The sequence below is a fragment of the Pseudomonas sp. 24 E 13 genome, assembly GCF_900004715.1.
GTDB lineage: Bacteria > Pseudomonadota > Gammaproteobacteria > Pseudomonadales > Pseudomonadaceae > Aquipseudomonas > Aquipseudomonas orientalis_A.
Genome location: NZ_CVTO01000113.1, coordinates 69261 through 83880 on the forward strand (window position 1 = coordinate 69261; position 14620 = coordinate 83880).

General features: G+C 62.6%; 9 protein-coding genes. 7 read left to right on the top strand and 2 right to left on the bottom strand.

The window, feature by feature from the left end:
- The first annotated feature begins 63 nt into the window (after positions 1-63).
- From BFP90_RS12115 to BFP90_RS12130, 4 genes are all read left to right on the top strand, one after another.
- Entirely contained in the window at positions 64-3285 is a 3222-nt protein-coding gene (locus BFP90_RS12115) for an efflux RND transporter permease subunit (protein WP_065896785.1), read from the top strand.
- Positions 3275-4444, top strand: coding sequence for an efflux RND transporter periplasmic adaptor subunit (locus BFP90_RS12120; RefSeq protein WP_065896786.1), 1170 nt, complete (start codon positions 3275-3277; stop codon positions 4442-4444). The genes BFP90_RS12115 and BFP90_RS12120 overlap by 11 nt, the downstream gene beginning before the upstream one ends.
- Positions 4428-5861: an efflux transporter outer membrane subunit gene (locus BFP90_RS12125; RefSeq protein WP_065896787.1), complete on the top strand. Its 1434-nt coding sequence runs from the start codon at positions 4428-4430 to the stop codon at positions 5859-5861. Before BFP90_RS12120 ends, BFP90_RS12125 begins: the two co-directional genes overlap by 17 nt.
- 211 nt (positions 5862-6072) lie before the next feature.
- Entirely contained in the window at positions 6073-6531 is a 459-nt protein-coding gene (locus BFP90_RS12130) for an REP-associated tyrosine transposase (protein ID WP_065896788.1), read from the top strand.
- 123 nt (positions 6532-6654) lie between these two features.
- On the opposite strand, the gene BFP90_RS12135 is transcribed toward BFP90_RS12130, so the two are convergent.
- Positions 6655-7938 (bottom strand): Zn-dependent hydrolase, encoded by a 1284-nt coding sequence (locus BFP90_RS12135; RefSeq protein WP_065896789.1) that lies wholly within the window; start codon positions 7936-7938, stop codon positions 6655-6657.
- Positions 7939-8035: 97 nt separating this feature from the next.
- Positions 8036-9523 carry an NCS1 family nucleobase:cation symporter-1 gene (locus BFP90_RS12140; RefSeq protein ID WP_065896790.1) on the bottom strand — a complete coding sequence of 496 codons (1488 nt, stop codon included), beginning with the start codon at positions 9521-9523 and terminating at the stop codon, positions 8036-8038.
- Positions 9524-10125: 602 nt separating this feature from the next.
- On the opposite strand from BFP90_RS12140, the gene hydA reads away from it, so the two are divergent.
- The 3 genes from hydA to preA all read left to right on the top strand — a co-directional run bounded on the left by hydA (position 10126) and on the right by preA (position 14398).
- On the top strand, positions 10126-11565 hold the full coding sequence (gene hydA / locus BFP90_RS12145; protein WP_065896791.1) for a dihydropyrimidinase: 1440 nt from the start codon (positions 10126-10128) through the stop codon (positions 11563-11565).
- Between the two features lie 191 nt (positions 11566-11756).
- Positions 11757-13124 (top strand): NAD(P)-dependent oxidoreductase, encoded by a 1368-nt coding sequence (locus BFP90_RS12150; protein WP_065896792.1) that lies wholly within the window; start codon positions 11757-11759, stop codon positions 13122-13124.
- Positions 13124-14398 (top strand): NAD-dependent dihydropyrimidine dehydrogenase subunit PreA, encoded by a 1275-nt coding sequence (gene preA / locus BFP90_RS12155; protein WP_065896793.1) that lies wholly within the window; start codon positions 13124-13126, stop codon positions 14396-14398. The genes BFP90_RS12150 and preA overlap by 1 nt, the downstream gene beginning before the upstream one ends.
- Positions 14399-14620: the final 222 nt, after the last annotated feature.

Genomic DNA, 14620 nt, shown 5'->3' on the forward strand with positions numbered 1-14620 from the left:
GTGTTAGGTGGGTCGGGCAAGACTGCCGGGGTTTGCAATCCTGCTCTTCTCGGAGACTCACGCATGCTCGGGCTGGTAAAGACCGCACTGCACAAGCCGTACACGTTTATCGTGCTGGCCATATTCATCTGCATCATCGGGCCCATGGCGGCCCTGCGTACGCCCACCGATGTGTTCCCCGATATCGGTATCCCCGTGGTCGCCGTGGTCTGGCAATACAACGGCCTGTCGCCGGACGCCATGGCCGGGCGGGTGATCTACACCTACGAACGCTCCCTGAGCACCACCGTCAACGACATCGAACATATCGAATCGCAATCCCTGCCAGGCATGGGCATCGTCAAGATCTTCTTCCAGCCCGGCGTGGATATCCGCACCGCCAACGCCCAGGTCACGGCGGTATCACAGACGGTGCTCAAGCAGATGCCACCGGGTATCACGCCGCCGCTGATCCTCAACTACAGCGCCTCCACGGTGCCGATCCTGCAAATGGCGTTCTCCAGCCCGAGCCTGTCGGAGGCGAGAATCCGCGACCTGGTGCAGAACAACATCCGCCTGCCGCTGAGCGCCCTGCCCGGCCTGGCGATGCCCACTCCGATGGGCGGCAAGCAGCGCCAGATCACCCTGGACCTCGATCCCCAGGCCCTGGCGGCCAAGGGTTTGTCGGCCCAGGACGTGGGCAATGCCCTGGCATTGCAGAACCAGATCATCCCGGTGGGCACCGCCAAGCTTGGCCCCAACGAATACACGATCCTGCTGAACAACAGCCCCAAGGCCATCGATGAGCTCAATGACTTGCCGATCAAGAACGTCGACGGCGCGATCATCACCATCGGCCAAGTGGCCCATGTACGGGACGGCTCGCCCCCGCAGACCAATATCGTGCGCGTCGACGGCCACCGTGCGGTGCTGATGCCGGCCTTGAAGAACGGCAGCATCTCGACGCTCTCGATCATCGACGGCATCCGCCAGATGCTGCCGCGCATCAACGAAACCCTGCCGCCGTCGCTGAAGACCTCACTGCTGGGCGACGCCTCGGTGTTCGTCAAGCAGTCGGTGGGCAGCGTGGCCCGGGAAGGCATCATCGCCGCCCTGCTGACCAGCGCGATGATCCTGCTGTTTCTCGGCAGCTGGCGCTCGACCCTGATCATTGCCGCATCCATCCCCCTGGCGGTGCTGTCGGCCATCGCGCTGCTGGCGGTCAGCGGGCAAACCCTCAATGTGATGACCCTGGGCGGCCTGGCCCTGGCGGTGGGCATTCTGGTGGACGACGCCACGGTGACCATCGAAAACATCAACTGGCACTTGGAACAAGGCAAGGCGGTGAAAACGGCGATCCTCGACGGCGCCGCACAAATCGTCGGCCCGGCGTTCGTCTCGCTGCTGTGCATCTGCATCGTGTTCGTGCCGATGTTCCTGCTGCAGGGCATCGCCGGGTATCTGTTCCGGCCGATGGCGCTGGCGGTGATCTTTGCCATGGCCAGTTCGTTCATTCTCTCGCGCACCCTGGTGCCGACGCTGGCGATGTTTCTGCTCAAGCCCCACGCACCGGAGCAAGGCCTGGGGCATCATCCGGAAGACCCATTCATCAACCACCACGAGGGCGAACAGCACCGCAAGCCGCGCCATGCCGCGCTGCAAGCCGTGCTGAATTTCCAGCAAGGGTTCGAGCGGCATTTCTCGAATATCCGCGACACCTACCACGGCCTGCTGATGCTCGCACTCGGCGCGCGCAAGCGCTTTATCGTCGGGTTCCTCGCCTGTGTGCTGGCCTCGTTCGTGCTGCTGCCGAGCCTGGGCCAGGATTTTTTTCCGGCGACCGATGCCGGCGCACTGGCGCTGCATGTGCGCCTGCCGCTGGGTACGCGCATCGAGGAAAGCGCCGCCGCGTTCGACCGCATCGAAGCGCGGATTCGCGAGGTGATCCCGGCGCAAGCGCTGGACACGATCGTCGACAACATCGGCATCCCGCTCAGCGGCATCGACATGGCCTACAGCAACAGCGGCACCATCGGCCCGCAGGACGGCGATATCCAGGTCACGCTGAAAAAGGACCACGCGCCCACCGCCGATTACGTGAAAAAACTGCGTGAGGCCCTGCCGCAAAGCTTCCCCGGCAGCCACTTTGCGTTCCTGCCGGCGGACATCAGCAGCCAGATCCTCAACTTCGGCGCGCCGGCACCACTGGACGTGAAGATTTCCGGACGCAACGATGCCGAAAACCGCGCCTATGCCGTGGAACTCGAACGGCGCCTGCAACACGTCCCGGGCATCGCCGACCTGCGTATCCAACAGTCCACCGGTTACCCGTCGCTGCAGGTGAATGTCGACCGCCTGCGCGCCAATGGCCTGGGCATCACCGAAAAAGACGTGACCAACAGCATGGTCGCCTCCCTCGCCGGCAGCTCCCAGGTGGCGCCCACGTTCTGGCTGAATCCGGCCAATGGCGTGTCCTATTCGATCGTGGCCGCGACGCCGCAATACCGTCTCGACAGCCTGCCTTCGCTGGAGGCCCTGCCGGTGACCGGTGCCGATGGCCAGTCCCAGATCCTCGGCGGCGTGGCGACTATTTCGCGGGTACAAAGCCCGGCGGTGGTGACGCACTACAACATCGAACCCACCCTGGACCTGTACGCCAACGTGCAGGGCCGCGACCTCGGTGGCGTCGCCCGGGATGTGCAAAAAGTCCTCGATGACACCGCGTCCATGCGCCCCAAAGGCGCGACGATCAGCCTGCACGGGCAGATCGATGCGTTGCACGAGGCGTTCAGCGGCTTGAGCTTCGGCCTGCTCGGCGCCGTGGTGTTGATCTACCTGCTGATCGTGGTCAACTTCCAATCCTGGGCCGACCCCTTCGTGATCATCACTGCGTTGCCCGCAGCATTGGCGGGGATCGTGTGGATGCTGTTCCTCAGCGGCACCTCGTTGTCGGTGCCGGCCCTGACCGGCGCGATTCTGTGCATGGGCGTGGCCACCGCCAACTCGATCCTGGTGGTGAGTTTCTGCCGTGAACGCCTGGCCGAACATGGCGATGCCTTGAAAGCTGCGATGGAAGCCGGTTACACGCGCTTTCGCCCGGTGTGCATGACCGCCCTGGCGATGATCATCGGCATGCTGCCCCTGGCGCTGTCCGAGGAACAGAACGCGCCGCTGGGCCGCGCCGTGATCGGTGGGTTGATCTTCGCCACCGTCGCCACCTTGTTGTTTGTTCCCGTGGTCTTCAGCCTGGTCCACGGTCGTCACCCTACTCGTGCAATTGCTGGAGAAACGTCCCATGTCGTCTGATCAAAAACCCTCGCGCAAGCGTCTGATGCTCATGGGTATCGGCGGCCTGACCCTGGCCGCCCTGTTGGTCGCCAACGGCTTGCACGCCCGCACGCTGCATGAACAAGCGGTGACCGCCTGGACCGAAACCGCGGCCATCCCCCAGGTGAGGGTGTTCCAGCCCAAACAGAATGCCAGCGGCGACACCCTGCGCTTGCCGGCGCACCTGGAGGCCTGGAGCAAGGCGCCGATCCATGCCCGGGTCAGCGGCTATTTGAAGGACTGGAAAGTCGATATCGGCAGCCAGGTCCAGGCCGGGCAAATCCTCGCGCAGATCGACAGCCCGGACCTTGACCAGCAACTGGCTCAAACCCACGCCCACCTGGTCCAGGAACAGGCCAATGCACGCCTGGCCGCCACCACTGCAACGCGTTGGCAAAACCTGCTGGCCAGCCACTCCGTGTCGCGCCAGGAGGCCGATGAGAAAACCTCGGATGCCGCCGCCGCCAAAGCCAATGCCCAGGCGGCCGCCGCCGACTATGCGCGGCTGTGCGCACTGGAAAGCTACAAGACCCTGCGTGCGCCCTTCGCCGGCACCATCACCGCGCGCAATACCGACATCGGCCAGTTGATCAAGGCCGACACCGACAGCGATCCGGAACTGTTCAGCCTTGCCGACACCCACCAGCTGCGCCTGTACGTGCCGGTGCCACAGAACTACGCGGCGGTGATCCACCCAGGCCTGGAAGCCGAGCTGACGGTGCCCGAACATCCGGGCGAGCACTTCAAGGCGCGCCTGATCGGCGACTCCACGGCCATCGACCGACGCTCCGGCACCCTGCTCGCGCAGTTCGTCGTCGACAACCCTAACGGTGAACTGCTGCCCGGCGACTATGCCGAAGCGACCTTGCCGATTCCGGCGGACACCCATGGCGTGAGCATCCCCGCCAGCGCGCTGATCTTCCGCGCCCAGGGCACCCAGGTCGCGGTGCTGGACCGGCACAACCATGTGCACCTGCAAGTCATTCATATCGGCCTGGACCTGGGCGAACGGCTGGTGATCGACCAGGGCCTGAAACCCGCCGACCGCATCATCGACAACCCACCCGATGCCCTGCGCGAAGGCGACACGGTACAACTGGCCGACGCCACCGGGGGTGCCCATGCGCCCAAGGCTTAACCCGTTAGCGGCACTGATGCTGCTGGCCTTGCAAGGCTGCTCCATGGCACCCGTCTACCACGTGCCGTCGGTTGACCTGCCGGCCGGTTACCGCGAACAGACCAGCGACGGCCCGTGGCACAGCGCGCAGCCGTCCGACGCATTGGCGCCGCAGTGGTGGAAGCTGTACAACGACCCAACGCTCGATGCGCTGCAGCAGCAACTGCTCACGGCCAACCCCGACCTGGCCGCGGCGCTGGCGCATTTCGATGCGTCCCAGGCGTATGCCAGTCAACTGCATGCAGGGCTGTTTCCACAGCTCACCGCCAGCGCCCAGCCGTTGCGCCAGCGCCAATCGGATTCGAGGCCGTTGCGCGGCACGACGCAACCGTCGGTATACAACAGCGACACCGCCGGATTCTCGTTGAGTTACGAGCTGGACCTGTGGGGCAAAATCCGCAACCAAGTCGCGGCCGGCGACGCCCAGGCGCAAGCATCCGGCGATGACTTGGCCGTGGCGCGCCTGAGCCTGCAACGCCAGTTGACAACGCTGTATGTGCAACTCAACGGGCTGGATGCGCAGAGCCGGATTCTCACCCACTCCCTGAAGGATTTCAGCCAGGCGCTGCAACTGACCCATAGCCGTTATGAGGGGCAGATCGCCTCGGAACTGGACCTTACCCGTGCGCAAAATCAACTGGCCGAGGCCAGGGCGCAACTGGATGAAGTGCGTGGGCAGCGTAACCTCACCGAGCATGCCATCGGCGAATTGGTCGGCGTCGCGGCCAGTAACTTTTCATTGCCAGCCAGCCCGCAGTTGATGGCCTTGCCAGGAATTCCAGCGCAACTGCCCAGCCACCTGCTGCAACGTCGCCCGGATATTGCGGCGGCGGAACGGCGAGTGTTTGCAGCCAATGCCTCTATCGGCGTGGCCAAGGCCGCGTGGTATCCGGACTTCAGTCTGACCGGGTTGATTGGCGGCCAGACGCAGGGCGTGGGCAACCTGCTTTCAGCGGGCAATCGCTATTGGGCACTGGGGCCGTTGATGAACCTGCCCATCCTTGATGGCGGACGCTTGAGCGCCAACGAACGCCAGGCCAGGGCCGAATTTGAAGAAGCATCGGCGCAGTACCGCAGCCAGGTGTTGAAAGCCGTGCGTGAGGTGGAAGACAACCTCGCACAACTGCGCGACTTGCAGCAGCAGGCCCAGGACGAACAGGCGGCGGCGGATGCAGCGCAGCACACCCAGGCGCTGGCGATGAACAGCTATGAGGCGGGAGCCGTGAGTTATCTGGATGTGGTCACCGCGCAGACAGCGGCCTTGCAGGCGCAGCGAACCTTGCAGGCGGTGCAGACACGGCAGTTGCAGGCGAGTGTGGGGTTGGTGACGGCGTTGGGGGGTGGGTGGCAAGCTGGAAGCGAGGGGCAGACGCACTGACGGCGGCGCCTGTTACGGCCTCATCGGGAGCAAGCCCCCTCCCACACTGGTTCCGTGCCAGACACACAATGTATGAACACTGCAGGCCCCCTGTGGGAGGGGGCTTGCTCCCGATAGCGCCCTTCCAGACACATCCTGCCAAAAGCCTGCACATCACATTCAGCCCACCCCTCCTAGCCTCTCAGAGTCCACTTAGCAGAGAGGCCAGGGAATGCCTGATCTACCCGCTTCACATCGCCTGCGCATCGGCCGAATCAGCGAACCGAATCGCATCTACTTGATTACCACCAATACCCATGAACGCATTCGCCTGTTCAGCGACTTTCACCTCGGACGCTTGGTGGTCCGGCAATTTCGAATCGCTCAGCACCAAGGGCTGGCGAACTCCCTGGCATGGGTCATCATGCCCGACCATTTCCACTGGATCCTCGAGCTGAAAAAAGGCTCGCTGGCAGACCTGATGTGCCAGGTAAAATCCAGAAGCACACGAACCGTCAACGGCGCCACCGGACGCAAGGGCCGGCTATGGCAGGAAAGCTTCCACGACCGGGCGCTGCGCAAAGAAGATGACCTGGTGAAAATGGCCCGCTATGTAGTGGCCAATCCATTGCGAGCGGGGTTGGTCGAACGGATTGGCGATTACCCGTTGTGGGATGCCATCTGGGTCTGACGTCAAACACAGCTCAAATGTGGGAGGGGGCTTGCCCCCGATGGCGGTGTATCAGTCACCAGATTTATTGAATGACCCACCGCTATCGGGGGCAAGCCCCCTCCCACATTTTGTTACCACATTTCAAGCCGCAAGCTTGCCGCTGGCGATGGCTGCCGAAGCCGCCACCATGGCCCTCAACAACACCGCACACCCCGCCGCCAAATCATCCGGCGCGGCATTCTCGATTTCGTTATGGCTGATACCCCCCTCACACGGCACAAAGATCATTCCCGCCGGGCCCAGCTCGGCGACGAAAATCGCGTCGTGCCCTGCCCCGCTGACAATGTCCATGTGCGACAACCCCAAGCCATTGGCCGCGTCGCGCACGGCGTCTACACAGCCTTGGTCGAAGTACAGCGGCGGGAAGTCGGCGGTAGGTTCCAGTTCAAAGCTCAAGCCATGTTTGTCGCAGGTTGCATCGATCACCTGGCGCACCTGGGCAATCATCGAATCCAGCCGTGCCGGCTCCAGGTGACGAAAATCCAGGGTCATGCGCACTTCGCCGGGAATCACATTGCGCGAACCGGGATACGCCTGCAGGCAACCCACGGTCCCGCAGGCATGCGGCTGGTGTTCCAGTGCTGCGGCGTTGACGGCGGCCACCACCGCTGCCGCGCCTACCAGAGCATCCTTGCGCAGGTGCATCGGCGTCGGCCCCGCGTGCGCTTCAACGCCCCGCAACTTCAGGTCGAACCACTTCTGCCCGAGGGCTCCGAGTACCACGCCGATGGTTTTTTTCTCATCTTCGAGAATCGGCCCTTGTTCGATATGCGCTTCGAAATAAGCACCGACTTTGTGCCCGCTCTCGGCACGCGTGCCCGCATAGCCGATGGCGTTCAGCGCATCGCCAACCGAAATGCCGTCCACATCCACCTTGGCCAGGGTGTCGGCCAGGCTGAACTTCTCGGCGAACACCCCGGAGCCCATCATGCACGGTGGAAAGCGCGAGCCTTCTTCGTTGGTCCACACCACCACTTCCAGCGGCGCCTCGGTTTCGAGCTTGAGGTCGTTGAGGGTGCGCAGCACTTCCACACCGGCCAACACGCCGAAGCAACCGTCGAACTTGCCGCCGGTGGGCTGGGTGTCGATATGGCTGCCGGTCATCACTGGCGGCAGGTCGGGGTTGCGCCCCGGACGCCGGGCGAAAATATTGCCGATGCCGTCGACAGACACGGTACAGCCGGCCTCCTCGCACCATTGCACGAACAGGTCGCGGGCCTTGCGGTCGAGGTCGGTGAGGGCCAGGCGGCACACCCCGCCCTTGGGGGTGGCGCCGAGCTTGGCCAGGTCCATCAGCGACTGCCACAAACGGTCGCGGTTGATGTGCTGATGGGTCGATTGCAGAACGTCGAGGGCAGCGTTCATGGGGGGATCTCCTCAGGCTTGAATTGACACGATTCCAACAGTGAAAACTGGTCAAAATGTGGGAGGGGCTTGCCCCCTCCCACATTTTTGACCGTGTTCACATAGATGATTTGGCTACGACTGGAGTGATCGCGCGCCTGGCGTTCAGCGCGTAATAAAGCACCCCGCCCAACGCCGAACCGGTGAACCAGCCGTAGCTGTAGAACCAGCTGAACGCATCGCTGCCCAGGGACAGCAAGGTCAGCACCACCGGCACGCCGAACGCGATAAACCCGCTCCAGTTCCAGGCCGGGTACACGTCGTCCCGGTAGAGTCCCGCCAGGTCCAGCTGCTGTCTGCGGGTGATGAAGTAGTCCACCACCATGATCCCGGCGATCGGTCCCAGCAGGCTGGAGTAACCGAGCAACCAATTGGAATACACCGTCTCCAGGCTGACATCGGACACGATCAGTCCGAGCTTTTTCAGCAGCTCATGGGCCATCAGTGCCAACCCCACCAGACCGGTCAGAATCACCGCCGTGGTGCGGTTGATCAGCTTGGGCGCGATGTTCTGAAAGTCGTTGGTGGGCGAAACGATGTTCGCCGCCGTGTTGGTCGACAAGGTGGCGATGATGATCAACGCCATGGCGACGGCGACCCACACCGGGCTCTGGATATGCCCGATCAGGGTGACCGGGTCGGACACGCTGACCCCCACCAGTTTTACCGAAGCGGCGGTCATGATCACGCCCAGGGCGGCGAACAGGAACATGGTCAGCGGCAAGCCGAAAATCTGCCCGAGGATCTGGTCCTTCTGGCTTTTGGCATAGCGGCTGAAGTCAGGGATATTCAGCGACAACGTGGCCCAGAATCCCACCATTGCGGTGAGGCCGGCCATGAAATAACCGGTGAGACTCGCCCCTTCGGGACGCTTGGGCGGGATCGCCATCAGCTCGCTGATCGACACATTCGGCATCGCCCACACCAGCAAGCCAACGCCCACGGCAACCAGCAACGGCGCCGACAGGGTTTCCAGGCGCTTGATCGACTCGGCGCCACGCAACACCACCCACAGATTCAGGCACCAGAAAAGCATGAACCCGATCACCTCGCCGGTGCCGCCGAGGGACTTCCAGCCCTCGAAAATCGAGCCAAGAAACAGATGAATCGCCAGCCCGCCGAACATCGTCTGGATGCCAAACCAGCCGCACGCCACCAGCGCACGGATCAGGCACGGCACATTGGAGCCCAGGATGCCGAACGATGAGCGCAACAGCACCGGAAAGGGAATGCCGTACTTCGTACCCGGAAATGCGTTAAGCGTCAGTGGGATGAGAACCACAATGTTGGCCAGCAAAATCGCCATCAGCGCTTCGCCCACCGACAACCCGAAGTACGCGGTGAGCACACCGCCCAGGGTGTAGGTGGGCACACAGATCGACATGCCGACCCACAGCGCCGTGATATGCCACTTGTTCCAAGTGCGTTCGTGCACCTTGGTCGGTGCCATGTCGTGGTTGTAGCGCGGGCTGTCGAGGACGTCGGGGCCGGCGTCGAGTTCGTACAGGCCGTTGCGTTCGGTGACTTGCGATCTGTTCTGTTGCATGGCCGCTCCACGGTTTTTTTAAAATTATTGTTGCTCACCTGCACGGTTAAGGCAGGTGGCCGGAGTACCTCGTAGACAACATGACATCTCAGGCCCGGCCAGCCGCCACTGCACTCAATTACCGTGCCGACAACTGCTTCGCGACCCACACTGCATATATAACTGGCTGATGTTTATCAGCTTTATCCGATTGCCCGAGGGCATCTTCGGAACTTGCCGTGCGACTCAGGCGCCACAACAGGAAAGTTATCCGAACCTTCAGGACTCAATCTGGTGCAACACAATTATTTTTATTTACCGGCCTCGTCAAGCGCTGTCTCTCAAGCGGCTGATTTGCAATAAGAAATGTTGCTCAAATCAGCAACCTGTCAAGTGCGTCAAAATGGTAACTGGTTGCTTCATTTTGGTGATTTTTTATTTTTATCGATACAAATCAAATAGTTAAATCATACAAAAGACGAATAAAAATATTCTTGCCCAATCGAAAAACTCGGGCTAGTTTCTATTCCTGTCACCGATGACAGGAATTAACCCGCCGTCGGCGAACGGTATTACAACACTTAGAACTGGCACAAGCCGGTCAAGCCTGTGAGGAACTCGACATGTCGCTGTTGATCCGTGGCGCCACCGTTGTTACCCATGATGAAAGTTACCGCGCCGATGTGTTTTGCGCAGACGGTCTGATACGTGCGATCGGCACGGACCTGGATATTCCCGCCGGCGCTGCAACACTCGATGGCAGCGGCCAATACTTGATGCCCGGGGGCATCGATCCCCATACCCATATGCAACTGCCGTTCATGGGCACCGTGGCCAGTGAAGACTTTTTCAGTGGCACGGCGGCGGGCCTGGCGGGCGGGACCACCTCGATCATCGACTTCGTGATTCCCAACCCGCAGCAGTCCTTGATGGAGGCGTTCCACCAATGGCGCGGCTGGGCCGAGAAGTCGGCGTCCGACTACGGCTTTCATGTGGCGATCACCTGGTGGAGCGACCAGGTACGCGAGGAAATGGCCGAACTGGTCAGCCACCATGGCATCAACAGCTTCAAGCATTTCATGGCCTACAAGAACGCGATCATGGCGGCGGACGACACCCTGGTGGCCAGTTTCGAGCGCTGCCTCGAACTGGGCGCGGTGCCCACGGTCCATGCGGAAAACGGCGAGCTGGTCTACCACCTGCAACGCAAATTGCTGGCCCAGGGCATCACCGGGCCGGAAGCGCATCCGCTGTCGCGCCCTTCCCAGGTGGAAGGCGAAGCGGCCAGCCGGGCGATCCGCATTGCCGAGACCCTCGGCACGCCGCTGTACCTGGTGCACGTCTCCACCCAGGAAGCACTGGACGAAATCACCTATGCGCGGGGCAAGGGCCAGGCGGTCTACGGCGAAGTGCTCGCCGGCCATTTGTTGCTGGACGACAGCGTCTATCAGCATCCCGACTGGCAGACCGCCGCCGGCTACGTGATGAGCCCGCCGTTCCGTCCGCGCGGGCATCAGGAGGCACTCTGGCGCGGTCTGCAATCGGGCAACCTGCACACCACCGCCACCGACCACTGCTGCTTCTGCGCCGAACAAAAGGCCGTCGGGCGTGACGACTTCAGCAAAATCCCCAACGGCACCGCCGGCATCGAAGACCGCATGGCGCTGCTGTGGCACGAGGGCGTCAACACCGGGCGCCTGTCGATGCAGGAATTCGTTGCACTGACGTCCACCAACACCGCGAAGATCTTCAACCTCTACCCGCGCAAAGGCGCGATCCGCGTGGGCGCCGATGCCGACCTGGTGCTGTGGGACCCGCAGGGCACGCGCACGATTTCCGCCAAGACCCATCATCAGCAAGTCGACTTCAACATCTTCGAAGGCAAGACCGTGCGCGGCGTGCCGAGCCACACCATCAGCCAGGGCAAACTGGTCTGGGCCGATGGCGACCTGCGCGCCGAGCGGGGTGCCGGGCGGTATGTGGAACGGCCGGCGTATCCGTCGGTGTTTGAACAGCTGAGCAAGCGGGCAGCGCTGTCCAAGCCAGTGGCTGTGAACCGCTGAAACCGCCATCGGGGGCAAGCCCCCTCCCACATTGATCGTTCCCACGCTCTGCGTGGGAATGCAGCCAGGGACGCTCCGCGTCCCAAGAGCGGACGCAGAGCGTCCAACGAGGCATTCCCACGCCGAGCGTGGGAACGATCGTCCAAAATGCCCACTTAGAGGCAATCCAAAAAAACCGTGAGGCCACTACCGTGATCCAGACACTGACCCACCTCCCCCACCCCCGCGAAGACGGGGCCACCCTCGCCAGTCAGTTCACCGATCTGGCGCCGCCCCTCAACGACCGCCAGGCCCGACTGGAAGCCTCGCGCTGTCTGTACTGCTACGACGCGCCGTGCGTGAACGCGTGCCCCAGCGACATTGATATCCCCTCGTTCATCCGCCATATCCACACCGAAAACGTGCAAGGCGCCGCGCAGAAAATCCTCTCGGCCAACATCCTGGGCGGCAGTTGCGCGCGCGTCTGCCCCACGGAGATCCTCTGCCAGCAAGCCTGCGTGCGCAATAACGCCGAAGAATGCGCCCCGGTGCTGATCGGCCTGCTGCAACGCTACGCGGTGGACAACGCCCATTTCAGCGAACACCCTTTCCAACGCGCCGCGCCCACCGGTAAACGTATCGCCGTAGTCGGCGCAGGGCCTGCCGGTCTGGCCTGCGCCCACCGGTCCGCCTTGCAGGGTCATGACGTGGTGATCTTCGAAGCCCGGGAAAAAGCCGGCGGCCTGAATGAATACGGCATCGCCAAGTACAAGCTGGTGGACGACTTCGCCCAGAAGGAATTGGATTTCCTCCTGCAAATCGGCGGCATCGAGCTGCGTCACGGCCAGCGCCTGGGCGACAACCTCACCTTGAGCGAGCTGCACACGCAATTTGATGCGGTGTTCCTCGGCCTCGGCCTGGCGGCCAGCAAACACCTGGGCCTGTCCCACGAGGACGCCCCCGGCCTGCTCGCCGCCACCGACTACATCCGCGAACTGCGCCAAGCCGACGACCTCACTCAACTGCCGTTGGCCGACCGCTGCATCGTGCTTGGCGCCGGCAACACCGCCATCGACATGGCCGTGCAAATGGCGCGCCTCGGCGCCCGCGACGTCAACCTCGTGTACCGCCGTGGTGTGGCCGACATGGGCGCGACCCAGCATGAACAGGACATTGCCAAGGCCAATCAGGTACGCCTGTTGACCTGGGCCCAGCCCGAAGAGGTCTTGCTTGACGACGAGGGCCGAGTCCGCGGCATGCGCTTTGCGCGCACACACATGGAGAACGGTCGCCTGCAGCCCACCGGCGAAACGTTCGAACTGGCCGCCGACGCGATCTTCAAGGCCATCGGCCAAGGCTTTGACAACGCAGCGCTGCACGACCCACTGGCCCGGCAGCTGCATCGCGTAGGCGAACGCATCTTTGTCGACGAACACCTGCGCACCAGCATTCCCGGGGTCTATGCCGGCGGTGATTGCGTCAGCCTCGGCCAGGACCTCACCGTGCAGGCGGTGCAACACGGCAAGCTGGCCGCCGAGGCCATGCATGCCCAACTCATGCTCAATGTGGAGGCCGCGTAATGACCGATCTGTCGATTGTATTCGCCGGTATCAAAGCCCCCAACCCGTTCTGGCTGGCCTCTGCTCCCCCCACCGACAAAGCCTACAACGTGGTGCGCGCGTTCGAGGCCGGCTGGGGCGGCGTGGTGTGGAAAACCCTGGGTGAAGACCCGGCGGCGGTCAACGTGTCGTCGCGCTATTCGGCCCACTACGGGGCCAATCGCGAAGTGCTGGGTATCAATAACATCGAGCTGATCACCGACCGTTCCCTGGAGATCAACCTGCGCGAAATCACCCAGGTCAAAAAGGACTGGCCGGACCGCGCGCTGATCGTGTCGCTGATGGTGCCTTGTGTCGAGCAATCCTGGAAAAACATCCTGCCGCTGGTAGAAGCCACCGGTTGCGACGGCATCGAGCTGAATTTCGGCTGCCCCCATGGCATGCCCGAACGCGGCATGGGCGCGGCGGTCGGCCAGGTGCCGGAGTATGTGGAACAGGTGACGCGCTGGTGCAAGACCTATTGCTCACTGCCGGTGATCGTCAAGCTCACGCCCAACATCACCGACATCCGCGTGGCCGCGCGCGCGGCGTATCGTGGCGGCGCCGATGCGGTGTCGCTGATCAACACCATCAACTCCATCACCAGCGTCGACCTCGAACGCATGGTCGCCCTGCCGGTGGTCGGCACGCAAAGCACCCATGGCGGCTATTGCGGCTCGGCGGTCAAACCGATTGCCTTGAACATGGTCGCCGAAATCGCCCGCGACCCGCAGACCCAGGGCCTGCCGATCTGCGGTATCGGCGGCATCGGTAACTGGCGTGACGCGGCGGAATTCGTCGCCCTGGGCTGCGGCGCGGTGCAGGTATGCACGGCGGCGATGCTGCATGGGTTTCGCATCGTGGAAGAAATGAAGGATGGCTTGTCGCGGTGGATGGACAGCCAGGGTTACACCAGCTTGCAGGAGTTTTCCGGGCGCGCGGTGGGCAATACCACCGATTGGAAATACCTGGATATCAACTACCAGGTGATTGCGAAGATTGACCAGCAAGCGTGCATTGGCTGCGGGCGTTGCCATATCGCCTGCGAGGACACCTCGCACCAGGCCATCGCCAGTTTGAAGCAGGCCGATGGTACGCATCAATATGAGGTGATCGATGACGAGTGCGTGGGCTGCAATCTGTGCCAGATCACCTGCCCGGTGGCCGACTGCATCGAGATGGTGCCGATCGACACGGGCAAGCCGTTTTTGAACTGGACCCAGGACCCGCGCAATCCTTATCGGGAGGCGGTGTAGGCCTGTAGACCGCCATCGGGGGCAAGCCCCCTCCCACACTTGATCGGGTTCACATAGATCCAATGTGGGAGGGGGCTTGCCACCGATGGCGGCCTCTGGGCCGACCAGGATGTTGGATTGGACCGAGTACATATCCGTTTCTGCGGTAACGACTGCTAACGGTTCCGCTTTTACAGCGGCTCACTTTTGAAAAGCGCAAAAGTAAGCAAAACGCTCTTGCCC

What these genes read in the sequence shown, in the direction of transcription:
- BFP90_RS12115 (WP_065896785.1), top strand. Translation starts at nt 64, where the DNA reads ATGCTCGGGCTGGTAAAGACCGCACTGCACAAGCCGTACACGTTTATC.
- BFP90_RS12120 (WP_065896786.1), top strand. Translation starts at nt 3,275, where the DNA reads ATGTCGTCTGATCAAAAACCCTCGCGCAAGCGTCTGATGCTCATGGGT.
- BFP90_RS12125 (WP_065896787.1), top strand. Translation starts at nt 4,428, where the DNA reads ATGCGCCCAAGGCTTAACCCGTTAGCGGCACTGATGCTGCTGGCCTTG.
- BFP90_RS12130 (WP_065896788.1), top strand. Translation starts at nt 6,073, where the DNA reads ATGCCTGATCTACCCGCTTCACATCGCCTGCGCATCGGCCGAATCAGC.
- BFP90_RS12135 (WP_065896789.1), bottom strand. Translation starts at nt 7,938, where the DNA reads ATGAACGCTGCCCTCGACGTTCTGCAATCGACCCATCAGCACATCAAC.
- BFP90_RS12140 (WP_065896790.1), bottom strand. Translation starts at nt 9,523, where the DNA reads ATGCAACAGAACAGATCGCAAGTCACCGAACGCAACGGCCTGTACGAA.
- hydA (WP_065896791.1), top strand. Translation starts at nt 10,126, where the DNA reads ATGTCGCTGTTGATCCGTGGCGCCACCGTTGTTACCCATGATGAAAGT.
- preA (WP_065896793.1), top strand. Translation starts at nt 13,124, where the DNA reads ATGACCGATCTGTCGATTGTATTCGCCGGTATCAAAGCCCCCAACCCG.